At 38.2% G+C, this 25,075-nt stretch carries 15 protein-coding genes and 1 pseudogene; 12 read left to right on the forward strand and 4 right to left on the reverse strand.

Annotation, left to right across the window (positions count from 1 at the left end):
• Window positions 1-79: 79 nt before the first annotated feature.
• Window positions 80-1,660, forward strand: coding sequence for a hypothetical protein (locus HOO91_06230; GenBank protein NOU17140.1), 1,581 nt, complete (start codon window positions 80-82; stop codon window positions 1,658-1,660).
• A gap of 151 nt (window positions 1,661-1,811) precedes the next feature.
• Here the strand turns inward: HOO91_06230 and HOO91_06235 are convergent, their stop codons facing one another.
• From HOO91_06235 to HOO91_06245, 3 genes are all read right to left on the reverse strand, one after another.
• Complete coding sequence (locus HOO91_06235; protein NOU17141.1) at window positions 1,812-2,990, reverse strand: hypothetical protein; 1,179 nt, start codon at window positions 2,988-2,990, stop codon at window positions 1,812-1,814.
• Window positions 2,991-3,052: 62 nt separating this feature from the next.
• On the reverse strand, window positions 3,053-3,277 hold the full coding sequence (locus tag HOO91_06240; protein ID NOU17142.1) for a hypothetical protein: 225 nt from the start codon (window positions 3,275-3,277) through the stop codon (window positions 3,053-3,055).
• 466 nt (window positions 3,278-3,743) lie between these two features.
• Window positions 3,744-4,517, reverse strand: coding sequence for an FRG domain-containing protein (locus HOO91_06245; protein ID NOU17143.1), 774 nt, complete (start codon window positions 4,515-4,517; stop codon window positions 3,744-3,746).
• Between the two features lie 282 nt (window positions 4,518-4,799).
• Between HOO91_06245 and HOO91_06250 the strand changes: the two genes are divergently transcribed.
• The 10 genes and pseudogenes from HOO91_06250 to HOO91_06295 all read left to right on the forward strand — a co-directional run bounded on the left by HOO91_06250 (window position 4,800) and on the right by HOO91_06295 (window position 22,582).
• Window positions 4,800-5,729 (forward strand): hypothetical protein, encoded by a 930-nt coding sequence (locus tag HOO91_06250; protein NOU17144.1) that lies wholly within the window; start codon window positions 4,800-4,802, stop codon window positions 5,727-5,729.
• A 305-nt stretch (window positions 5,730-6,034) separates the two neighbouring features.
• Window positions 6,035-7,771: a hypothetical protein gene (locus tag HOO91_06255; protein NOU17145.1), complete on the forward strand. Its 1,737-nt coding sequence runs from the start codon at window positions 6,035-6,037 to the stop codon at window positions 7,769-7,771.
• 723 nt (window positions 7,772-8,494) lie between these two features.
• Window positions 8,495-12,856, forward strand: coding sequence for a hypothetical protein (locus HOO91_06260; protein ID NOU17146.1), 4,362 nt, complete (start codon window positions 8,495-8,497; stop codon window positions 12,854-12,856).
• Between the two features lies 1 nt (window position 12,857).
• On the forward strand, window positions 12,858-14,903 hold the full coding sequence (locus HOO91_06265) for a hypothetical protein (GenBank protein ID NOU17147.1): 2,046 nt from the start codon (window positions 12,858-12,860) through the stop codon (window positions 14,901-14,903).
• A gap of 269 nt (window positions 14,904-15,172) precedes the next feature.
• The gene (locus HOO91_06270) at window positions 15,173-20,002 is read left to right on the forward strand and encodes a hypothetical protein (protein ID NOU17148.1); all 4,830 of its coding nucleotides are present in this window, start codon (window positions 15,173-15,175) and stop codon (window positions 20,000-20,002) included.
• A 3-nt stretch (window positions 20,003-20,005) separates the two neighbouring features.
• A complete protein-coding gene (locus HOO91_06275) occupies window positions 20,006-20,344 on the forward strand; it encodes a hypothetical protein (GenBank protein NOU17149.1) in 339 nt (112 codons plus the stop codon).
• Window positions 20,345-20,689: 345 nt separating this feature from the next.
• Window positions 20,690-21,141 (forward strand): annotated as a pseudogene (locus tag HOO91_06280) (hypothetical protein).
• Between the two features lie 61 nt (window positions 21,142-21,202).
• A complete protein-coding gene (locus tag HOO91_06285; protein NOU17150.1) occupies window positions 21,203-21,409 on the forward strand; it encodes a peptidase in 207 nt (68 codons plus the stop codon).
• A 245-nt stretch (window positions 21,410-21,654) separates the two neighbouring features.
• Window positions 21,655-22,002: a hypothetical protein gene (locus HOO91_06290; protein NOU17151.1), complete on the forward strand. Its 348-nt coding sequence runs from the start codon at window positions 21,655-21,657 to the stop codon at window positions 22,000-22,002.
• Window positions 22,003-22,273: 271 nt separating this feature from the next.
• Window positions 22,274-22,582: a hypothetical protein gene (locus tag HOO91_06295; protein NOU17152.1), complete on the forward strand. Its 309-nt coding sequence runs from the start codon at window positions 22,274-22,276 to the stop codon at window positions 22,580-22,582.
• A gap of 168 nt (window positions 22,583-22,750) precedes the next feature.
• Here HOO91_06295 and HOO91_06300 read toward each other — a convergent pair whose 3' ends face one another.
• The gene (locus tag HOO91_06300; protein NOU17153.1) at window positions 22,751-23,260 is read right to left on the reverse strand and encodes a hypothetical protein; all 510 of its coding nucleotides are present in this window, start codon (window positions 23,258-23,260) and stop codon (window positions 22,751-22,753) included.
• A 555-nt stretch (window positions 23,261-23,815) separates the two neighbouring features.
• Here HOO91_06300 and HOO91_06305 point away from each other — a divergent pair.
• Window positions 23,816-25,066, forward strand: coding sequence for a hypothetical protein (locus tag HOO91_06305; protein ID NOU17154.1), 1,251 nt, complete (start codon window positions 23,816-23,818; stop codon window positions 25,064-25,066).
• Window positions 25,067-25,075: the final 9 nt, after the last annotated feature.

Consider the following 25,075-nt stretch of genomic DNA (forward strand, 5'->3'; position numbering starts at 1 on the left):
AATTGGAAGTCAATTCTTAAACCTTTGATAAAAACATTTTTAAATATATTGAAATCATAATGTTTACAAAATATAAAAAATGAATAATTACAAATTCAAATGGTATAAAGAAAGCAACATTTTTTACTTTGTTTTTATTGTAAATCTTATTTTAATCTTTACTGTAAGGTTTTATCCATCAATTGATGGGCCTTCGCATTTATATAATGCGAATATTATAAGTCACTTAGTAAGTGGCAATAATACTCCTTTGAATGATTTTTATATTCTTAATAAAATTCCTACTCCAAATTGGTTAAGCCATTTTTTGTTGTCATTATTTATATTTGTTTTCCCTGCATGGTTGGCCGAGAAGTTATTGCTGATTATCTATTTAACAGGATTAGTTTTTTCATTTCGATTACTAATTAAAGAATTAAGCCCTGATAATGTTGGTTTGAGTATATTTATTTTTCCATTTGCATATTCGTTTTTATTTTATTTGGGTTTTTATAACTATTGTTTATCCTTTATACTCCTGTTTTTTTCACTTTACTATTGGTTAGGAACCAGAGATAAAAAAGGCTATAGAAAGCATATTGTTATGTTTTTACTGCTAACAATAACATATTTTTCTAATATCCTAACATATGCGTTTACAGGCTTTTGTTTAGGTTTATTTATTGTTGCATTTTCAATATCAAACTATTTAAAGAACCAAGATAAGTGGTTTGTAATTAAGTCAACTTTTAAAGAGTTACTATTTTTATTTATATCTGCTATACCAAGTTTGATATTATTTATAATTTTTTATAGTAATATAACTTTTTCCTCGTCAGATCACAAATATACAACAGATGACCTTTTCAATTGGATAGATGTTGTAAGACCTTTGATTATTTACGATGGGAGCGAAGGAAAAATATCGTCCCAATTTCTTCATCTAATTATTATTATTGTATCGATTTCTGTTTATAGAAGGTTTAATAACCCGTTTAAAAGCTATTTTTCACTTATAAACAAAAATGATGTTTTGCTGCTACCTATTCTTTTATCCTTAGTATTACTTTTTATTGTTCCAGATGGTTCAGGTGCAGGTATGATGTCGGATAGATATTGTATTATGTTTTATATGCTACTTATAATTTGGGTTGCATCACAACCTTTAAATGATAAAATTAGGCAGCTAATTGTTCTGATAATTGTCTTTCTCCATTTTGCCTTACTTTTTAAGCACACTTTTGGTGTTTTAAAAATGCTAGATAAAGAAGCAATTTGTATTTATAAAACTTCCGATTACATAGAACCAAATACTATTGTTTTACCTGTAAACTTCTCGGATAATTGGCTTGAACCCAATTTCTTTAACTATTTGGGTGTGGACAAACAAATTATTTTACTTCAAAATTATGAAGCAAGTATTGGTTGGTTTCCAGTTAAATGGAATATGGAAAAAATGCCTAAAGTACTACTTGGTAATAGAACAACGATTTCTTCTCTTCACTGGTTGAGCAATACAGAATCTAATAAGGTAAGAAAGATTGATTATGTTTTTTTATATGGAAATACCTTGATGCTCAACGATCCAAGATGGAAAGAACTAAAAGAAATATTAATATCTGATTATAAATTGATTTATATCTCAGATAATAAATGGATTGAACTTTATAAACTGAGATGATTTGTTATGTGGTAGTATGATTTTTGATTCCGCTCAATGTTTGGCTTTTACATATCTGATTTTATTAGAAAGTACTCATGGTTTAGTTTGTTATTCAACTCCCTTCGGGTGGGGTGTAAGAAAGGTTGTTTTTTGAATAATAAATATCACCCTATTTTGCAAACATTTCCTTTCTTCGCTTCAGAAGGGTCTTGCCAATATTGGCATTCCCCCATTGTCTTAACTCCTTAATGGATATGGTTTCTAGGGCTTTTTTTATTTCGCTTTTGCATCCAAGGTCAAATGTAAAAGCAGGTATACACAAAGCAAGGTCTGTTATCCCAATCATTTTGTTACTACTTAAATAATTTTTGTATTTACCGAACGAGGATTCAATTATATCGCTTGTTATTACCAATGTTTGTTTGGTTACTCTGTCAACTACCATATCAAAATATTCTTGCACTTTTTGTGCGAAAACTTTGAGCCTCCCTGACGTGAAAGTTTTTAACTCGTTCATGCTTTTCTTCATAGTCTTATGGGTTAGACCATTATGTTTTAAAATTTTCATTATCAAATTATTTGCCCGCATAATTTTATCAATTTCCTTGACTAAATCTCGCTTCTCCACCAGCCAAGATAGCTCCTCTTTTATCTGCTGGTTGATGCTGGAAAGCTCCCCTGTCAGCTGATCGTACGTTTTCATTGCGGTCATTGCCCAATCAGATAGGAACTTGATATTCATAAACCTAGAATCAATTCTTTGTTTTGGGGGTATTATGTGAGCAATTTGTGAACAACAAAGCCTAAAACGCATCTGTGATAGGGATTTGGTAAACTCTTCAAATTCCGTGTTGTTTGCATAAATACTTTTAAGTATGGATGCGAACCAATGTGAGATATCTGGAACATGCTCTATTTCCTGGAGACATGCGGTTTTTTTCAAATTGTTGCCACAATCCGACAACAGGTATACTATTTCCCCGATTTCATTCTTCAGCTCATCAATGATTACAGAGATATCTTCCGCTTTCCATTTTGATCTGGCCATGCTGCACAGCGGAGTTAAATCTCCGTATTGTAAAGGTTTTTTAAAATCAACCCTGCTCAGCTGTACTCCCATTATAATAAGAAGCTTCTCTTGCCCAATCTGTATGCTCTCATCAATAATAAGGATCCAATCGTTCGATCTTTCCTTACTCTTATTCAGCTGGTAAACTCCAATTTTCTTTACCCAGGAAAGTATGGTAGAGTGGGTTGGTTTGCGTGTGGTGGTATTTATATATATGTTTATAATCACTCCAACCTTAGCTACAGCACGAAAGCTTGCGGATGTTTGTAGCTTTATCATCAATAGTACTTGAATTAAAGTACAATCAAATCGGCTATATCTGGGGTTGTTATTTTTATCCGCTACGCAAGTATATTCTCTACCTTTTTTTTTATAGCTTCAAGTTCTCGCTGAAGGCTATCAGCCTTATGTTTATGTAAGAATGCTTTTGCCTTCCATTTTTCCCTACCTGCTTTTGTTTCTGACAAACGCTTGTTTAACTCCTTATTTTCAAGCCTTCTTGAAATAGCTAGTTTCTTCCAGTTGATAGTTTGTGATGGTTTAGTGTCTGTGGATTTCTTTGCCATAATGTTTTTTTGGGCAAGATAAGAATAATAAATGGGGTGATAATATATTTACATATATTAACCTTTCTTACACCCCACCCTTCGGGCTTTTACTCCCCTTTGGCTTTTGTGTTTAAGCCTTTTGGTAACTTTTACAATTTTATTTTCAAATATATAAAAATAAAGGTTTTCATTTATAATCCCAAAGGGATTGAATTTGAATAGCCCTGCATTGTATGCGGGGTGTGGTATTATATAAAAGCAACCACGGAGTGGTTGAATGTTATTGGTATAATGAAACCTGAGAAAGTAGGGTTTTTGTTAATTTGAGTTGGGGGTCTGGATATCTCTGTTTATTTCCGACGTAAATAGGCTTCACTATTCTACGACGAGTGGGTTAAGAACTGAACATCTATCAAACGTTAGAACTTTAGTTAAAGGTAATAAAAATGCTACATCTGCAATGTCAAACCCCCAATATTTTTTGCTACGGTTTAGGCAAAGTAACTTTATCTTTTTTAAATGTTTTCCAATCTAAATATTTACTAAGACCTTCTAAATCTGGGAAAATAGAATAACTATTTATTCCAAAGGTATTTAATTGGGATAAAATTTCATTGCTAAAACTATCTGATTTGTCTTGAAATGTAATTTTATATAAATGTTTCCAATGTTTAGATAGGTTATTCAAGGCAGAATATCTATTTTTTACATCACCATAATAATGACTTGTAAACCATCCTGTTTGATTTGTAATTCGTTTAGTTACATGATTTGGTTGATAAACAATAGTGCGCTTGTGAGTAAAAAAATCAGCATTTGTCGGTTTTAATATATCAGATTTATTAAAACCAAAGCACCATATAACCCTTTCAGTATCTTTATTCATTTTTTCATTAAATGCAAACCATAATGCAATTAATGGATTTTCTGTCCAATCTAATAATCTTGTTGGTAAGTAGTAATGTTGCGCAAGAGCAAGCATTTCCCAGTCAGATATTTTAATATTGTCTAAATGTGGAAGACAAAGCCTTTTAAATTCTTCGAAAATATCTTTTTCTAGACTAAGCATATCGGGCTGGATATATTCTTCTCTTCCAATTTTTGGTAACAGGTCTTTATCTAATGGTTGACCCCTGAAAATTAAAAAATCAGCATTACCATCAAGTTTTATATATCGTTCAGCGACTTTAATCTCTTCAAGAAATCCAGAGAAGTCTTGAACTTTAGTTGATTTAATATTTTTTGAAATTCCAATCATCCCTTTGTTATTTTGACTAATTCGTTTATATGTATGCTTTTTGTAATCTTTATCTCAAAGTTAGCCAAAATAATTTATAATCATAGGTATTCTATTATAGAATTATAAAACATTCCATTGCCCTATTCTTTAATTCACATTGATATTATGCCTTATGTGCAAAAATCCAAATAATCACCAGCCCGCACCCCAAAACAATCTTTTTGACGGAGATAATTGACGATTATTTGGTTTGAAGGAAAAATATATTACTTTCGATATGGAAATTATAATTGTGGAGAAATGAAGTATTTATCGGTTGTTTTGGTGGTGCTATTATCATTTGGTTTTCTTAATGTTCGGGCACAAAGTGATTGTTTGAAAGGGTTTAAAGCCAATAGGGTATTTACAAATGAGGTTGAGTTTAAGAAGTGGTTATCCGCATATAAAAATGATACCGTGGCTGTTCTGGAATGCTTAAAGTCTAGTGTTTCGGATAGTATTGTGGTTGATGATTTTACAGGTTGTATTTGGGTTTTAAAGGGTTTGTCGACAAGTCAATCGAGTGCAAAGGTTAAGAAAGCAGCTATTAAGCTACTGTTAACCCTGAGTAGATCAAAAATCTCATCTTTATCTACATTATCAATTAATTCATCAAAAAGTTATCCTTCAAAGTGTTTTGATGATTCTGACTTGGATTCTATTTCATCTTTAATTATAAAAAACAGGGCTGTTTATAAAGAGTCCGTTGAGCTTGCGGGAGGTATAGGTGATCCGAGGTTTATATCGGTTATACAACAGGTGTTTCCTAATTCTAGGGATTTTTCAAAACCCGAAAGGTGGGCTTCATACAAAGCCCTTGCCCGACTTGGCGATAAGGATGCTTTGGATTATTGTATTCAGCGGGTTTCATCGCTGCCATTGAACGATCAGGTGGTTGATGTTCTGTATCCCGATCTGATTTATATTGGCAAAAAGGAGGCGTTTGATTTAATGATTAAGGCGTTGAATTCTGATGAAACACTTTGCTCATCGAGTAATCCTAACTCGGATAGTAAAATTGTGTGTGGGTATAGAATTATGGAGCTGCTTGCACATGCAATAAAGGATTTTCCGGTTAAGGTTCTGCCAAGTGGCGATTTGGATTCAAAGGATTATAAGAAAACGCTACAGGATGTAAGGGCATGGTTTAATAAAAGAGGCGATAACTACGAAATATTGAATGATTTTTAATAACGTAAGTTTGATGAAAGAAGCAATGTATTAGTCTAATATCAATCAATTTATTTTATTTGAAACAATGGAAAAATGGAAAAATGGAAAAATGGAAAAATGGAATGATGGAATGATGGAATGATGGAAAAATGGAATGATGGAAGACATAAGCAAAAATTTAACCTCTTGTTCTCCATTATTCCATTATTGGCTTCGCCGAACTCGTAAACTCGGTTCCAACCTTCCATTATCGCACTAAATAATTATATATATCTGCAAATGAATGTATTATTACATTTCTTATATCGAACTGACGTTATAATATGCACAAGTTTATCGTCCGCCTATCATTGCTTTTAGGTATTGTTTTAATTACGGGGAAGGCCTTCAGTCAGGATCTTTCAACTATTCTTGAGCAGAAACCATTCGTGTTTTCGGGATCGCTGAATGTTAACCAAATGGCCTCGTTCAGGAATGTTAGCTACACAAGTTCAAATCCCTATTCGATTTTTGTGAATGGTAATGCTTCGTTTAATTTTTACGGAATTGCAGTTCCATTCTCGTTCTCGTACTCAAATCAGCAGATAAACTACTCGCAACCATTCAATTTCAACCAGTTTGGTATGCAGCCATCGTACAAATGGGTTAAAACTTACTTTGGCTATAACTCGATGTCGTTCTCGCCATACTCGCTCAATGGTCATCAATTTTTAGGGGCGGGGATTGAGCTAACACCACCCAATATCGGGCTAAAATTTGGGCTGATGTACGGGCGATTGGTAAAACCCGTGGAGTGGAATTCTGAGAAACCAACTATTCTGCCTTACTATGAGCGGTATGGATATGCAACAAAATTGGGCTATTCGGGCAAGGTGGGCGATTATGAGGTAACGCTTTTTAAGGCGTGGGATGAAAAAAGTAGTATCAGCTCAGTTCCAGATTCTTTGGGTGTGAACCCGCAGGAGAATATGGTTTATACGGTAAAGTTTGGAAAGACTTTTATTGATAAGATTAAAATATCGGGTACTTATGCTGGTAGCGCACTTACTCGCGATACAAGGCAATCAGAAAACCTAGAGCAGACAATTAGTAATGAGTATTTTCTGATTAAACCGAATGCTACAACATCATACTCGTACGCTTTAAAAGGATCGGCGGATTATTTGGGGAGTGGTTACACCGTGGGGATTGCTTATGAGCGGATTCAGCCCAATTACACTACGCTTGGGGCTTACTATAATAACAGCGATTTGGAGAATATCGCTCTTACCTTTTCCAAACAATTAATGCAAGGGAAGCTGAATGTTGCAGGGAGTGCAGGTGAGCAGCGGAATAATCTCGATAAATCAAAATTATCTACATCAAATCAATTCTTGGGCAGCCTAAATGTTTCGTACGCTCCAACGCAAAGGGTAAACCTAAGCTCTAGCTATTCGAATTACTCATTCTTTACGCATATGCGAACCCCGTTCGATCAGCTAAATACTACGAATCCATATAAAAATCTTGATACACTAAATTTTACGCAGATATCACATTCAGCATCGCTTAATAGCTCAATTATACTAGGATCTTTGGACGAAAAGAATAGGAAGATGCTGCTTATGGCAAACCTTTCCTATCAGCAATCGGCAAATAGGCAGGAGGGTGTTGGGATTCTGAATAGCTCATATTTTTATCAGGGGAATGTGGCCTATTCTTACAGTATTGTGCCAATTAACCTATCGTTAACAACATCGCTACTTGGTAGCTATAGCTATATGCCTAATGTTCAGCGTTTGCTGATGGCTGGGCCTGTTTTTGGGGTTGGAAAATCATTCTTTGATAAGAAGTTTACCACAAGTACCAGTTTGGCCTATAATATCTCGATGAAAGATGGTGATTACACTGGAGGCGTTTATTCTATTAGGATTGGTGGGGGGTATTCGCATCAGAAGGTTCATCGGATTAGCTTCAGCTTTGCATTTGTGGGTAGGAATAATAAAGTTGATACTGTAAAGCCCAAGACGTATGAGTTTACAGGCAATTTAGGATATACATACTCTTTTGATCAAAAATAAGGTAATATGATGATAACAATGGTTCGGTAAACTTTTTGGTGTATTTTGGTGACTTGGTGATTTTGTGGCTAATAAAATTTTTGCCACCAAAACACTAAAACACAAAATATCACAAAAACAAATTTCTGTGGAACTCTGTGCAATTTTAAAATTATTACACAGAGTTCCACAGAGAAGTCACAAAGATACACAGAGAGAAAAGAGAGTAGTTTTTAGATTTAGACAACTGAGATTACAGATAATTATAGGATATACATACTCTTTTGATCAAAAATAAGGTAATATGATGATAACAATGGTTCGGTAAACTTTTTGGTGTATTTTGGTGACTTGGTGATTTTGTGGCTAATAAAATTTTTGCCACCAAAACACGAAAACACAAAATATTGCAAAAACAAATTTCTGTGGAACTCAGTGGGATTTTAAAAATATTGTTACACAGAGTTCCACAGAGAAGTCACAAAGATACACAGAGAGAAAAGAGAGTTGCTTTTAGACTTTTTAGACAACTGAATTTACAGGTAGTTTAGGATATACATAACGTGTGCTCAATGTAAGATGTCATCCTGAGTGAAGCGAAGGATCTAATTATCTATAAAACAGATGCTTCACTCCGTTCAGCATGACAAAGCAACAATCTGTTGTCGTATTGAAAGTCAAGATGTTGTACTTAGATCGAACTCACGTTACATACGCTTTTGACCAAAAATAAGGTTAATATATATGATACAACTTATTAGAAAGATATCAGTACTAATTTGCTTCTCTGGCTTGCTGTTTAGCCGGCTTGCGAGTGCCGATAATACTGAAAATGGTAATTCATTCGCGCTGGATTTAAAAAGTAAGATACCTTTCTTTAGCATCGATCAGGCAGTAATTGGAGAGGACACAACCAGTTCGAATTCAATTGATATCGATCAGATTGCAGATTCGCTTACACAGAAGGTGCTTAAAGAGAATAAGATTGTTGATTTACTTGATCCAGGTAAGGTTTACACGCTTCCAATAGGAATAGGCAAGAATATTGGCGGTCTCTACTACATCGTGGTGCTCGATGAGCTAAGATTTACGCCAACAGGCTTAACTGCAAAGGCATATATGAGCCTTTCGTTTCCCGGTTCATCAAAGAAAATAGGGCTGATGGCAGATAATGTGAAGATTGGCATTGGGGGAATTCAAGCCGCACAACTTAAGATGCTAAAGGATAAGCCGATTGATCTGCCAGGAGGAAATAGCCTACTGATAAAGGCCGATTCAACTTTTATTGAATGGGATTGTAACGGCTATAAGGGAACTCAGCTTGCCGCTAAGATATTACTTGATGAGAAAGTGTTTTTTAAAGAGAATCCAACCACAAGAACTATAATTGATGGGGCAAAGGTTAAAGGTAATATTCTATGCTCGGTAGTTGATTTTAACGATATTATGCTAAATATTTCGCTTGAACCCTTTCAGGTAAGCGGGTTGAAGGATTTTAGCTTTTACCCCAAGGAGATTGTTCTGGATTTAAGTGATACTCGTAACCCAGCATCGATAGTGTTTCCATCGGGTTACCAATCTGCTCTGTTCGATGGTTCGAACCAGAATTTATGGAGAGGTTTATATATCAACTCATTCACCCTTAAATTTCCTAAGAAATTTGCAAAGAATGGTTCTGCTCCAGCGGTTGAGGCTCGTAGATTTTTGATTGATTTTGAGGGAATAACAGGCGCAATAAGTCTCAACTACCCATTAATTAGCCTTGAACAAGGCGATTTGGGAGGTTGGAAGTTCTCAATTAACTCACTTTCCCTAGCACTCGAAAAGAACAGTATTACTGGGTTTGGGATGTCGGGCGGAATAGTGCTTCCAATCACAGAGTCAAATAAGCCGCTAAACTACAGGGCTTCAATTGATGCCAGTAAGAACTTCCTGTTTCAGGTTACACTTCCGGGAAATATCAATGCACCTCTGTTTGGTTCGGGATCGAGTTTGACAATCAATAGTAACTCTATAGTATCAGTTTCATCGAGGGATGGGGAGTTTTATCCCAAAGCGGTGCTTCATGGTAAATTGAAAATTGGAATTGAGGGTTCAGCAGGTGCATCGCTTGCCGATATTACATTTCAGGGGTTAACCATTCAACGTGTAGATCCTGTGATTGATATTCAGAGCCTTTCCATGCAATCGGGCGTAATGTCGGGCTTTCCTGTGCAGATTAATAGGATATCGCTTGAGCGAAAAAGTAAAGACTTAGGGTTACTCTTTGATGCCAGCGCAAATTTAATGGATGGCAAAATTCAGGGTGCTACATCATTTGTTGTTTGGGCAAGCAGGAGTAGTGGTAGCTGGGCGTTCAAAAGCCTTGAATTAAGAAAGATAATGGTTGATGCCAATACTGGGCCAATTAGCATAAAGGGGCAGCTTGCCAACTATAAGGATGATCAGGTTTATGGGAATGGTTTCTTTGGCTCAGTTGCAATGTCGGTAACACCAGGAATAGCCGTAAGCGCAACCGCCCAGTTTGGTAATGTTACTGGTTACAGGTACTGGTATGCCGATGCTAGCTTAACCGTTTCATCAGGGATTACCGTTTTTCCGGGCTTTGGTATTTATGGGTTTGGAGGCGGTGCATACTATCACATGCAACGCAATGTCCCTGTAACCATTGCAATGGATACAAAGGCTGATACATCAAAAGCAGTGAAACCGGGCAAAACGGACTCAGGAATTACATACACGCCGAACTCAAACATATCTCTTGGTTTAAATGCAAAGGTTATAATTGGTACGCAGCCATCGCCCAATGCATTTAACGGGAGCGTGACCTTTGGAATGGAGTTTACCCCAAGCTTCGGGTTAAGCAAGCTCTACTTCAATGGTGATGGACGGTTTATGACCGAAGTTACCAAAGATGGTAAGGATGCAAAGGTCAAGGCAAGTGTCAATATTCAATATCTACCTGAGAAAGGAGAACTATCAGGGTTTGCCGATGCATACATTAACGTAGCCAACGTAATTAAGGGGAATGGGGGGAATAATCTTGCGGGTAGAGTGGAGTTCTACTTTGCCAAATCGAAATGGCATATTTATGTAGGAACACCTACAAGTCCCGTTAGCGTTAATCTGATGAGCTCATTAGCAGCAACCAGCTACTTTATGGTGGGAACTGAGCTACCCGATTTTCCTTCGCTGCCTGAAAAGGTATCATCACTATCAAGCAAAATTAATTTCACCAATATGCGAAACGACAACCTTACCCGTTCGGGAGGTGGTTTTGCATTTGGTGCTTCTATAGTGGCTTCAACAGGGGAACAGAACTTTTTAATCTTCTATGGGAAATTTGAATTAGGAGCAGGATTCGATCTCATGCTTAAAAATTTTGGCACCGATGCCCGATGCGAAGGGTTTAGCGGCCCACTTGGAATAAATGGTTGGTATGCGCAGGGACAGGCTTGGGCTTATGTTGATGCAAATATTGGGGTAAAGGTTAAAGTGCTGCGGAAAACGCGAAAGTTTAATATTATGAGTGCTGGATTTGCCGCTGCACTGGGGGCACAACTACCTAATCCAACATATTTTGCTGGTGCGGTTGAGGCTCATTTCGCTGTGCTTGGTGGTTTGGTTAAGGGCAAATGTCACTTTGAATTCGACTACGGTACGCAGTGTAAATTGGTAAATGCAAGCGCAGTTGATGGTATTGCCGTAATTGCTGAGCTAACACCCGCTGAAGGTGGACGAGATGTTGATGTATTTATCACCCCACAGGTTGCGTTTAATATGCCCATAAACCAGCCGTTTAGTATACTCGATACCGATGGGAAAGAGAAGTCGTTTAGGGTTGCGCTCGATTACTTTAAGATACTTGATAATGATCAGGAGATTTCTACCGCCCAAAATTGGAATGATAATAATGATGTCCTTGCGTTAAAGCCTGTTGAGGTGTTGCCAGGTCAAAAGAATCTTAAGGCAAGCGTTAAGATCCATTTTCAGGTTATGGAGAGTGGCGGGGCTTGGGAAGATTATAAGGTTGCTGGCAATGTTGAAGGGGAGGAGAGGATAGTTCCTTTCACAACAGGTGAGGCACCAGATTATATCACGGAGAGTAACGTGAAGTACACCTATCCTGTAAAGAAAATGGTAAACTTCCTAAAGAATGAGTACGGAAAGAGTTACATTCAACTAAATCAAGGGGTCGATTATCTTTTCAGTAAACCCGGAAATTGGACATATTTGGCTCGATTCAAATCGGGGGGCAATACTTTGAATATGCAAATTGCCTATAATAGTGCAACCAAAAGGGTTGAACTTGATGTGCCTGCAAACCTATTGAATAGTACAATTTATCAGATGCGAATTCTTAGAGTTCCTAGTAACTCAAGCACCCTTGTTGTCGATAAAAATGTTAAGAATAACGAGAATAGCATAAATGCCGATCAATCCGTTACCACCAAGGATATTGAGGGCACGCTTAGCGAGGAGGGGTTAACCGAACTCTACTCGTTACATTTCAGAACTAGTAAGTTTAATACTTTCCTTGATAAGATGGGTAGTTTTAGTCAGGACAATAGGCAGCGGTTTGAGGGTGCTGGTATTGCTTTGCTGGCAAAATTCTTAGAAAACTCAGAACTGTTCGGCAAAATGGAAACTGAGAGCATAGTTATTGAGGCAGAGCTAGATAATATTTGGTATACGAAAAACTATAAAGACCTAATTTACACCAATTACCCATTGCGAAGTGATGTTGTAATAGATTGGCGAACACCAAATGTTGCGGGCGTTCCACCAATCAGATCGTGTAGGTTGATACAATCATCAACCCCAATTGAACTTACTCAGGAAAACATCACTACAGGTAGTTTTGCTTTTGATAATACTGTAATTCCAAGGCTTGAGTACTACCTCAGCTATTATGTAATTCAGGATTTTTGTAATCTCCGAGATCAATCGTTTAGATTTGCCGGGAAACCTGGATTCGATGCAATTATCAAATTTGATCTTGTTGGGTTTAAATCGAATGAGAATTACAATTATAAGCTGAAGTACTATGTGCCCGGATTAACTGAGCCTACATCAACATATCGCACATCAAATCATTATTTTTAGTATGAAGAAGTTAATACTTTTTATATCGATAATAATCTCCATATCTGCCATTGGGCAAAACAGTAAACCTAGCGATAGACTTCAGGTTGCAGGGTTTATTGATGGAAATATTGTGAAACTCCGATGGGCTCCCGATAATTCAATATCGTGGCAACGGGCAAATAAACTTGGCTATTCCGTTTATCGAACCGCTGTACTCAGAGATGGAAAGATTATTAATAATCGCGATAGCATCCTTTTAGGTACATTCAAACCGCTTCCTCTCGATAGATGGGAATCTTTTGCCGATAGTAGTCATTTTGCAGTAGCCGCAGAGGCTATCTATGGGAAAAACTTTGAGGTTACCACCAAGAGCAATAGTTTTATTGAGATGATAAACAAATCTCGTGAGCAGGAGAGCCGGTACTCAATGGGATTGCTCTGCGCCGATCAATCGTTTACAGTTGCCCGTATGATGGGTTTAGGCTTGGTTGACTCTACCGTCAGGACGAATGAAGTGTATCTTTACAAGGTTGCTATTGACTACCCCGATTCATTGAGAAATCAGGAAAAGGGATTTGCGTTAGTCGATTTTAAATATGGAAACTTCCTCCCACGACCTTTTGGGCTAAACTATCAGGTGGTTGAAAACAACGTGACTATAATGGTTCCCTACGAGCCATTTAAGGGCATCTACAGCTCGTTTGAACTACAACGCTCCGATGATGGCAAAATCTACCACACAATTAAAGATAAATCGTTCTACTCGCTTTCCACAACCCCAGATGACCCTAAGTACAATATCTACAGTGATACTGTGGTATCGCAAGCATCAACGGTTTACTATCGGTTGAGGGGACGAACACCCTTTGATACCTTTGGTTCATATTCCGATACGCTTTCGGTAAAAATTATGCCATCGCTCAAAGGCGAGCCGTGGATTACTGATATTAAGGAGATTGGCAATGGCAAGTTAACTATATCGTGGGATGCACCTAATTACAAAAAGGAAAACCTTAAGGGGTATATGGTGTACTCTGCGAGCAAGTACGATGGGCCCTATATTGATTATCTTAAAACGCTCGCCAATGCTGATGTTACCTCAACAACAGTTGATGCACCCGAAGGATTTGCATACTTTAGGATTGGTGCATTAGACCAATTCAACAGCCCATACATCTCGATGCCAAGGCTATACCAAGCAGTTGATTCAATTCCACCATCTGCACCCGTGGGATTATCAGGAATTTTTGATACAACAGGGGTAGTTAGTTTAAAATGGAGATATGGAAAGGAGAGAGATTTACTGGGATATCAGATGCTCTACTCTGCAAATGCCAGCTCTGAGTACTCGTTGATTGGTAAGGATTTTATTTACGATTCCACCTACAAGGCATCTTTCCCAACCGATATGCTAAACTCGGAGCTATACTTTAAAGTTGTTGCGCTCGATACCCGCTATAACACCTCCAAAGCATCAGAACCAATTAAGTTGATAAAACCCGATAAAATTCCACCAAGCGCACCAGTCATATTTGTAGATACCGATAGCACTGGATTAACAAAGATCTCTATTGCCCCAAGCAGTAGCACCGATGTTACCATGCACTATCTCTACCTCCAACCCGAAACCAACAAATCTGAGATAACGGAGATTTTTAAGGGTAGGATAACGAGCGATACCACGATTACTCTATCTCCTAATTATGGAAAAGGAGAACTATACTGTGTAGCCACCGATATCACAGGTCGTAAAGGTTATAGCAATAGAATCTCTTTTAAAGGAACGCAGAGTAATAATGAAGTTCCGTTTAACGCCGTTGCAAAGCCCTTGATTGATGATGGCTTAGTCGAATTGCTCTGGGACAAAACAAACCTTACAGGCAACATTATGATATACAGAAAGGATAACACCCACAACTATAGCCTAATTGCAACTGTTGTATCGCAATTTGCGATATTTAAAGATAGAAACGTAACCGTTAACACCAACTACACCTACAAACTCGTTGCATTTGACAGGAATGGGAAGATGATTTGGAGGGTTGTGGTTGTAAAGTATTTGTAATGACCTTTCAGAGTCTGCAAGACCTGAAAGAGTCTGTTGGGGTAATAAAAACAACATAAAAAACAAATGATTGGAGTCATGCCGATTATCACGGATTTATGTATTAACAATTTTCAGTTTTCTTTGCGTTTTAGCGACTTAGCGTTAAAATACTCAGTATTTCTCTGTGCCTCCGTGTCTCTGTGTTGTTTTTTTTGCGTCTTTGCACCTTAGCGTTTAATATATTTTTTGAAATTTGAACTTTGTCTTTTGAAATAATAATATCGAGTATGGCCTTTATAAACAATTTACTAGGAAGAAACATAAAAACTTTAGGACTACTGTTTACCATAACCCTATTAAGTTTGAGTGTTTCCCATGCCCAAACCTTCCCCGTACAGGCAAACATCCACATCGCCCCGCCATACTCCGTTTACCTTAGCCAGTACACCTCGCCCGAGCAGGAGAAGGTGATGGTCAACATCCTCCTTCGAGACCCGGTCATCACATCTCTCGACGTTAAATTCCGTTTCACCATCGAGGGAGGAGGCATCAAACTCACAACAAACCCCGCATGGAATCAACAACCATTCAGCTTAGCGGGAGGAATAGTCACCACACTTTCACAGGATATCGTTGCAGAATACCTAAAACCTCTGAACCTACTCGTTGAAGGAGTAAACCCACAGGAATTCTTCCGAAGCGGCAAGCTCCCCGAAGGGTTCTACGAATTCAAAGTTGAAGTAATAGAATACCGTAGAGGGATAACTATCTCAAATATAGGGCGAGCAGGCATTTGGCTTACCCTTAACGAAGCTCCTCGTATCGTGTTCCCGCTTGCAGGTCAGAAGGTAAAAGCAACCAACCCCCAGATGCTTAACTTCACGTGGATTCCTGGGGGTGCATCATCGCCGCTATCGAACCTTAGCACCATGTACGAGTTCACACTCGTTGAGCTGCCCGATAAAAGCATCGATCCAACAGTTGCCATAACCACTGCCAGTAATGCCAGCAAATTCGTAAAAACGCTAGATCAAACCAGCCTCTTCTATGGCCCTAGCGAAATGCCGCTAATCCCAGGAAAAACCTACGCCTTTCGGGTTAAGGCTTACAATACACAAGGATATGAACTGTTCAAGAACGGCGGTTACTCCGAGGTTCGCACCTTCACCTTTGGCGATGCCTGTAATGCCCCCGTTTCATTCTCCCTACAAAACCCAAAACAGAGTTCGTTCGATATTAACGTCTACACCGATCCATCCAATACGGCATGGAAGTCGAGATTTCGTGAAAAAAATGGCACAGCTGGCGCGGACTTGCAGTCCGTGCCAAATAATTCCGAATCCAGCTGGTCAGAGCTGAAAGCCGAAGATGGCACTAGCCTAAAATCCATCATGGGGCTAAAGCCAACCACAACCTACGAAGTACAGGTAAAAGGGCTTTGCAGCGATATCGCTAGCGATTATACCCAAACCCAGACCATCACCACCAAACCCATGGTCGATGCCAATCGATCATGTAGCAATAATCCGACCCCTTTTGCAGTGGATAATGTAGGCTCGTTAGTGCAGCTCAAAAAGAACGATATATTCCTTGCAGCCCTATTCCCCATTAAGGTAATCGATGTTAAATCGCAGGGTGGTGGTAAGTTTAGCGGGAGAGGTATAGCCACGTTACCACTGTTCAACACAGGCCTTGCCGTTACATTCGATAACGTTGGCATCAACCAGTTAATGCAACTTACATCGGGTGAGGTTAAGGTGGTGCGTGATGAGCTTAACATCACCCTCTTTGGCGATACCCCAACACCTCTCGGTGGTGGCGGTACTGGCGGAACAGGTGATAGTGGAGGCACTACTATCATCTACCCACCAATTAACGACACTATTGTAATACCAGCTGTTTACGACTCGCTGGTGGTAAACAACAATACTGTGATTATTTACCCACCCAACGGCGGATCACCTGTAACTGTTGACCTCGGCGGAAATGCCTGCACCCTTCTAGTCCCTGCCAATGGCAATATGGATAACGCCCAAATTGTATACGATGGCGCAGCACACCCTTACCGCCCTGGGCAAGGGAACATCAATAACGATGACCCGAAGAACTTCACAGGCCTGATTGCCCACTTTAAGCCAAATAATAGCTCTTTACTTGGCTTCGATACCCTGAAATACAGCGTACTGGCAAACCACTACAAGCAGCTCACCGTTGCGGGAAAGCAGCGCTACCTACCGTGGAAGGCAGTAAAGGATGGCACACCCGAAATGGTGAATCTCTGGGTAAAGCAGGGAACGGATAAGATGCCATTCTCCAACCTAAAAGTTAAGCAGATAGGAATGGGCGACCTCACCCCAAATGCAGGCGCAGGAACCCAATCACAAACCTATACGCTTTTGGGTAGCTACAAAGGATTAGAGGAATCCGTAATTGCCTACTATTCTGCCGATGGCAAAGAAAATTATGCCGGAGGGCTTTATATAGCAACCTATGAACAGAAAAAATACAAGTTATTCTTAATCCCATTTCCGGGAGTTAATATCCCTGATGATACTAAGGGACGATTGACCAACGAAATCAGCACAATCTACTCACAGGCAGTAGTATCATGGAATGTAGATATTCTGAAAGATTTTAATGGTGTTGACCTCGGTGATAATGGCCTCGACTGGGCAAATAAGGATATGCTCAGTTCCTACAACGGCGAGATGAACAGCGTGATATCCGCCTTTAAAGGTTGGAAACCTGATGTCGATCCAGATGCTTACTATCTTTTCATTGTCCCAAAATTCTCCGAGGGCAACGTTGAGGGCTTTATGCCCCGCAACCGCCGCTTTGGCTTTGTAACCCAATCGCAGCTCGATGGTCGAACCATAGCACACGAGCTAGGCCATGGTGCATTCAACCTCAAGCACACCTTTAGCCCCAGCGACTGGAACATCCAGCAGTCCACCACCGATAACCTGATGGACTATCCGTCAACAGCTGGACAAGCTGGCAAGAAGCTCTGGAAACCCCAGTGGGACTTTATCTGCAACCCCGAAATCACAACTGGGTTGTGGGATGGGATGGAAGAGGGGGCGAGTAAGGTGAATTCTAGCGAGTTCGTAAACGCTTTTCTCGAGGACTTTAGGTTTGCCTACTACAATAATAGCAATTTCATCCCCAGAACCCACTACACCCTTAGTTCTCTGGATGGTTTAAATAAGGCAGAAGTTAGCGATATCACTCTGAGCGATGGGCATCAATACAAACGCATCTATGTAGAATCGACAATTGGGGAGAGTGTTGCGGAGAAGTATTTTAAACCCTACATATTCGCTCGGGAGGAGGATGTTCAGAATTACAGCGAGATAAGATATGAGGACAAGGGGAAATGCTTAAACAAAAATGGTAATACTATTGATTGTGTGTTTAGAAGGCTTGTTATTCAAGTATCAGCGGAGGATAAGAATGTGTTTGTAAACTACATGTTCCATAGCAAGGATAAGTTGACTGCGCAGTTGGATAAGCAGGTGAGCGAATTGGAGAGTTTTAAGGATTGCAATTCATTTCAGGATGCTTTGGATAAGCTGCCGGATTGCGCTTATGAAAAGATCAGCCTTGTCAAGAGGATAGAGTTGCTGAAGTGTTTGTCTAGTGAACCAATTACCAATATAAATGATCAAACCCACATCGAAAAACTCTTACAGCTTATCCCAAGGAACGATGGATCGTATCAAATGGGCTTAATTGAAGGGCTCAGAAAGGATAACCTGTGGTACAATCTGTTATTTAAAACCCCGATGGTTTGCGATATACTTGTCGAATTCTCGAAACTGAAGTTGAATAAGGAGGCAGTCAGCAATGCCTACATCCTAAACTGGGATATCTCCAACGTTTTTGGAATAGCAAGCTATGGCGCATCGGTGGATGGGAAAGGTATAATATTTAGTATAAATGTTAACCGCTTTAAGGGTAACTCACCAATTGATGCTATTGGTGGAGATTCTTATACACTTAACAAAGAGCCGATCGATCCATTCTTCTTTATGTGGGTGAACGTAATCAATCCCAGCGGGGTTTACAGCGATGCCTCACCTGGAAAACAGGCATCCCTACCAGCACTATGCCTCGTTTACTTGCTCAAGGAGAAGGAGAAGGAGGACATAGGTAAGGCGCTCGGCGTGATGCTTGATCTTTTCGCCACTGCAACAGGAACAATAGAGATTAAGGCCGCCACGGACATAGAGCGAATTTGGAGAATTGCCCAGCTTGCCGTACCTTTAACCCATCAGGTGGTATCTGTTGAGCCTGTAAAAGCGTTCTTAGATAAGTATGAGTCAGGCAGGGAATTTACTAGTTCAATCTCCAAGTTGGACAAGGTCGTTGGCTTCCTTTCCGTAGCAGAGTTAACGGTTGCAGCCCCAGAGATATGCAATTCGGTTGTTAAATCATGGGGAAATGCGAAGAAGATCGATGGAATTCAGGGTGAGTTTGGAAGAAATTACGATGAGATTGATAATTTTGTTAATGAACTGGATGGTTTTTCAGGAACAGGGGCTTTGGTTAAGGAGGGGAGTTATTTAGACAACTTGCCAAGATACCAGCAATTATTTAGGGAAGGGGAGATTGACGAATTGTTTTCTGAGTTGAAGAAAACAACTGCTTACCCTAAAATGGGAAAAACAGTACCTCAAAACCACAGTAATCTTTATAATGAATACAAACTAAAATATCCTAACTATGATAATTATCCTTATTCAAAAGTTAATTCTGTTACAGATTTTGAATTAGAAGAAACTGGATATTTTGTTCGTATCTATGACGAAAACAATATTGTTTCAAAATGGATTTTCAGAATTGAAGATTTGCGACAATACAAAACTGTTGATGAAGTATTAGAAAATCTTGCCATTCCTTATGGAGGAGCATTTGGGAATAAGCCAACCAAAATTGCATTAGTTGAAGTGCCAGCTGGAGGACAGTTACGAAAATCGGTTGCAGGTGAACAAGAATGGAAACTTCCAAATGGCAATATTTTAAAACAAACGGGTGGTGGAATACAATATGAACTAAAAAATTATAACGATAATATGTTTCAACCTTTGGGAGATATTAATGAATTATTTAAATAACTTATGTATATTGAATTAAGGAGTATAAATCGAATTGGTGATGGAGGTAATGAAATTGTTTTACCTTCAGATATTATCAGGTATTTAGAATTTGACAATAGTGTTGCATTATTGTTGAAATCTGAAAACAATAGAAATCATTTAGTATCAGTGAAGTTTAAGTTTAATCCTAATGAATTTTATATTGCATGGAACTTTGTTTATAAATCACAGATATTATATTTAATAAAACACATTGAAGAAGGGAAGGAATACATTAAGATTAAAACTTGGGATGACATGATTTTTATATTAGATCCTGATACTGGAAATATAATATTTGAAAGTCAAACAAAAGGTTGATGTTTAATCCCCGCTAGCGCGGAGTTAACGGTTGCAGCCCCAGAGATATGTAATTCGGTTGTTAAAGCATGGGGAAATGCGAAGAAGATCGATGGAATTCAGGGCGGGCCTGGAAATAATTACGATGAAATTGATAACTTTGTTAAGGAACTGGATGATTTTTCAGGAACTGGGGCTTTGGTTAAGGGGGAGGATGAACTGACAACTTTGTTTGCTGGAGCCAGACAACGTGCTATTACTAAGTTCGGAAAGGAAGCAGAAGATCTTATTTACATCAAGTTTAACAAAGACGGTGGTGCTGCTGCTGAAATTATTAATTGTTATGGACAAGAGGGAATAGATGTTTTGAAAAAAGTAACCATCATACAGGATGCTGCAAATGAATTATTAAAAGGGAAAATAGCTTATCGGTATATTGATGGCAATTCTCCTTATTTAAATTCTTTAAAGAGTACAGGTAAAATCCCGGAAAATTCAACAAAAACTTATTTTTCATTAGATAAGTATGATAGTCAGATAAGTATGATAGTCCAATTGAGGCATCTAAAAAAATGCAACTTCCTGACAACGATGCAACTTGGAGATTAGAATTTGAGACAGAACAAATTGTTGGTAAATCTGAATTTCCTTACGCCAAACATCAAAATGCTGAATATTTAGAGCCTATTTGTCGTAGTTATCCTAATTTGCCAAATGAAGGTCAAGGCAACGGAGGAGCTACACAATTTTTAACTACAGCGGAGATTAAACTAAAACGAATGATAAACTTAAAAACAGGGGAAGTTATTCCCTTCTAATTTTATGGCATCAGCAAGGAAAAAAAGTTTAAAACTTATCATTGAGGATTTATATCATGATATTTATGGGAGAAACCCTAAAAGAAGTTGGTATGTATTAGGGAAGTTGATTAAGGATAATTATCCTAAAATTAGACCCACCTTATTACATTGGCAGGAAAAGGGTTACATAACACTAATAGAGGATAATGATAACATATTTACAGTACATCCCGATAAGTTGCCATCAAAAGAAGAATTATTGCTTTGGTTAGAAAATCTGGAATAGACCTCTGATGAGCCGAGGCTGTAAGCAAATAAACAATACATATTATGTTAGACGATCGACTATGACTGGGCTCATTTAAAGGTATAAAGATTAAATTTGTTTCAGGTAAAAGCCTGAAAGAATATATTCGACTTAGAAATGCAGCCTAAGCCGAACGGGGGAAACGGTGGTGGAACACAGTATGAATTTAATGAACAACCTCAAAATTCTTGGTTTATTGGAGAATTTGATCTTAAATAATGGTTATGATTATAGCGTATTCTGGAAATACAATAACATGGAATAAAAATTCTGAGCAGAGAATAATTATTTCACTTACATATGATATTGTATGTTTTGCAATAAATGAGAATTATATTGCAGTTATTGAAGATTGGCAATATCTTGAAGGGGAAGAAAATTTATATATTTATAACACAATGGGAAAATTACTATTTAAAGTTAAAGAAGCTCCAAATGCGTTTTCTGGAAAAGGGTATTATACATCAGTAGGATTTAAATCAGATTATATTTTGGGTGCTCATACTTTTGATTATAAATACGAGATAGATTTGAGAACAAATGAATTTATAAACGAAACTTACACAAAATAAGAAAAAGGTATGCCTTTTGATCCTAAGTTGGAAATCTCAAATAAAAATGTTTTTAGTTCTAACTAGTTTAATTAAGCATACCTACATCCATTTGTTATTAGTAGGTTGTGTCTGCCAATAGTATGTAAGCCCATATACATAACCAGTCAAGCAAAATGATTAACTTTATAGATTACGATCTTTTTTTTCCTAAGAATGAACAGTTTTTCGCAAGAGAAATAAATTATTTAATTGACTTAAAAGTTAAAGATTTTCAAAAAGTTGGAGATTTATGGAAGGCGATATGGTAAATTCTTTTTCTAATGCCAATAATTATTTAGTTGTTGATTTTTTCAGGAGAAACTTACCTAGTTATGTTTTTCTCTCGGAAACTTCACATGGCTCATATTGGGGAGTTACATACGCAGAAGGTGATATTGAAATTAGAATTGGCGGGGATATAGGTTTTGGCATTGATATTTTTATTGATAAAAAAGAATATCACTTGTGGCAGTATGATAGAAGTGTTAATAGTGCTATGGATACAACGGAAAAAAATATCTTATATCAATTAGATGTTTTAAAGAAATTCCTTAGATAACTAGATTAAAAGCGTTCCAAGATACTCCTTGTTGCGCAGAGGCCGTAGTCAAATAGCCTTCAGTTTCTATGATCTTTTCAAAACAGGTCAAACTTACTCCAACCCCATAAAAAAGGAGCTTAATCTAAGCACCTAACCAAAAATATATTCAATGCAAACAGAATAGATCTAATTCTGAATCCCAGAAAAATCTGACCATCCTGTTACATTTATGGTGTTACTATCATGATTGTAGGCGATGGTCACCTCCACCGACCGATCATCGCTTCCCCAATGGGTTATGGGAAGATTTGTAAACCCGTCGTACCCTGGTTGATCGTAAAGCATCACGGTAACATCTTGCCCGTTATCCACTCCCAATCGGTATTCAACCCATTCACCTGCAGGTATATCAAGGGTAAACAAGAAATGAGCTCCTGGAGCCAATGATTGCCCTGCAGCAAGCAGATTATTCCCCCAACTATCGGTAGGAGTGGTGTTCACCTGAACTTTACCTCTCTTCCTGATCTGTATGGTTGTTATCGTATAGGTAGATCCTGTATTATTCTTAAACTTTACATTTAGCGAACTCTTTGTTGTATCATCTTTATCCTGATTCAATAAATCTTCACAACTTGATAAAAGTAGAAAAGCGAAAAGCACTGGAAAAATAGCTATAGGTGCAAAGTGTTTTTTCATAATTCAAAATCGTTTTTGTTTAACAATATTTGCTTTGCAATATATAAAAAGAAAAGAAAAAATGGATTCTTACAAATAGTTGTTTTTATGAATTTGCATTATTAATTGATCGAAAATCAATAGTAAGAAACGAATGAACAATTATTCTAGAATCTTAAACCATTAATATTCATAGAGAGTTAAGGATGCTGACTTCACCTTTATTCTTTTAAATCCTTCCAATGTAGGTGTTATGAGCAATAGAAATAATCTTTATGTTCATAGACCCGCTGTGTCGCTAGTTTTATCAATATTAGGTTGTATATTAATGAATAATATCTATTATTAACTCTTATAATAAAAAACACCCACAACTTATCCAATTAGTAAAAAACAAAAAATAATTACTATCTTCACTCTCCCAAATAAAAAGTTGTTGAGCTAAACGAAAGCCGATAGTAGAGCAGAATTCACTAACTCTGCCCTTCAATGCGGAGATATAAATGATAGTAGAAATCATGGGCTTTAGCCCAACAAAATTTAATACAAAAATTAAAAACTAAAACATAATCACCAATGAAGAATCATCTTACCCACACCCTCATTTTTTTATCCATTATCAGCATTCTATTTAGCAGCTGCAAGAAGAAGGACGAGGCTATAGCCCCCACCGTAACTACCACTGATGTTACCGAGATAACCCAGAACACCGTTAAAAGCGGTGGCACAATAACCAGCAATGGCGGTGCGGAAATCAAAACGTATGGGGTATGCTGGAGTACCAACCACAACCCTACAGTAGATGATAGCAAAACAAGCCAGTACACAGATATATTCGTTGTTACCGCTACTGGGCTTACTGCCAATACCACCTACTATCTGAGAGCCTACGCCACCAACAGCGCAGGTACAGGCTATGGGAGCGAAGTGTCCTTTACCACCCTCGCAGCAGTGTTACCCATAGTTAAAAGCGTGTACCCTGCCAGTATAACCCAAACCACTGCACAATGTGGGGGAGATGTAACCTCCGATGGCGGTGCACCCATTACCCGTGGGGTATGCTGGAATACCAGTGAGAACCCCACAACTGCTAATAGCAAAACAACCGATGGGACTGGGGTAGGGACATTTACAAGCAACCTTACAGGCCTCACCGCCAGCACTACCTACTATGTTAGGGCATACGCCACCAACATTGCAGGAACGGCCTACAGCGATGTAATGATGGTGCGAACCATGCAGGGCACCGTTACCGATATTGATGGTAATAGCTACAAAACCGTGATAATTGGCACTCAGGAGTGGATGGCCGAGAACCTAAAGGTTACCCACTACCGCAATGGAGATCCTATTACCAACATTACCGACAACACTCAATGGGTTAATGAAAGAACACAAGGTGCATGGTGCAGCTATAACAACGATGCAGCCAATAAAACCACCTACGGTTTGCTCTATAACTTTTATGCCATTGCCGATAGCCGAGGGATATGCCCAACAGGATGGCATGTGCCTAGTGATGCTGAATGGGATATACTAATTAGTTACTTAGGTGGCGTTGATATTGCTGGTTATAAGATGAAGAAAACAGGGAATAATATTGATGCCGATAACTCTAGTGGATTTTCAGCCTTATTGGGAGGACTGCGAGAATATGATTTTGGTACTTTTTATGCATTAAATGACCGAACTTGCTGGTGGTCTAGCACAGCCATTCCGAATTATAGTAATGCATGGTCAAGGTTTATTAATAGGACAGAAAAAAGCATTCATAGAAATGGAAGCCTAGATTTTTCTGGACTATCTATTCGATGCATAAAGGATTGATGTGGTATA

Source organism: Bacteroidales bacterium (assembly GCA_013141385.1).
GTDB lineage: Bacteria > Bacteroidota > Bacteroidia > Bacteroidales > Tenuifilaceae > UBA8529.

What these genes read in the sequence shown, in the direction of transcription:
- HOO91_06230 (NOU17140.1), top strand. Translation starts at nt 80, where the DNA reads ATGAATAATTACAAATTCAAATGGTATAAAGAAAGCAACATTTTTTAC.
- HOO91_06250 (NOU17144.1), top strand. Translation starts at nt 4,800, where the DNA reads ATGAAGTATTTATCGGTTGTTTTGGTGGTGCTATTATCATTTGGTTTT.
- HOO91_06260 (NOU17146.1), top strand. Translation starts at nt 8,495, where the DNA reads ATGATACAACTTATTAGAAAGATATCAGTACTAATTTGCTTCTCTGGC.
- HOO91_06240 (NOU17142.1), bottom strand. Translation starts at nt 3,277, where the DNA reads ATGGCAAAGAAATCCACAGACACTAAACCATCACAAACTATCAACTGG.
- HOO91_06300 (NOU17153.1), bottom strand. Translation starts at nt 23,260, where the DNA reads ATGAAAAAACACTTTGCACCTATAGCTATTTTTCCAGTGCTTTTCGCT.
- HOO91_06235 (NOU17141.1), bottom strand. Translation starts at nt 2,990, where the DNA reads ATGATAAAGCTACAAACATCCGCAAGCTTTCGTGCTGTAGCTAAGGTT.
- HOO91_06245 (NOU17143.1), bottom strand. Translation starts at nt 4,517, where the DNA reads ATGATTGGAATTTCAAAAAATATTAAATCAACTAAAGTTCAAGACTTC.
- HOO91_06275 (NOU17149.1), top strand. Translation starts at nt 20,006, where the DNA reads ATGTATATTGAATTAAGGAGTATAAATCGAATTGGTGATGGAGGTAAT.
- HOO91_06295 (NOU17152.1), top strand. Translation starts at nt 22,274, where the DNA reads ATGGAAGGCGATATGGTAAATTCTTTTTCTAATGCCAATAATTATTTA.
- HOO91_06305 (NOU17154.1), top strand. Translation starts at nt 23,816, where the DNA reads ATGAAGAATCATCTTACCCACACCCTCATTTTTTTATCCATTATCAGC.
- HOO91_06265 (NOU17147.1), top strand. Translation starts at nt 12,858, where the DNA reads ATGAAGAAGTTAATACTTTTTATATCGATAATAATCTCCATATCTGCC.
- HOO91_06290 (NOU17151.1), top strand. Translation starts at nt 21,655, where the DNA reads ATGATTATAGCGTATTCTGGAAATACAATAACATGGAATAAAAATTCT.
- HOO91_06255 (NOU17145.1), top strand. Translation starts at nt 6,035, where the DNA reads ATGCACAAGTTTATCGTCCGCCTATCATTGCTTTTAGGTATTGTTTTA.
- HOO91_06270 (NOU17148.1), top strand. Translation starts at nt 15,173, where the DNA reads ATGGCCTTTATAAACAATTTACTAGGAAGAAACATAAAAACTTTAGGA.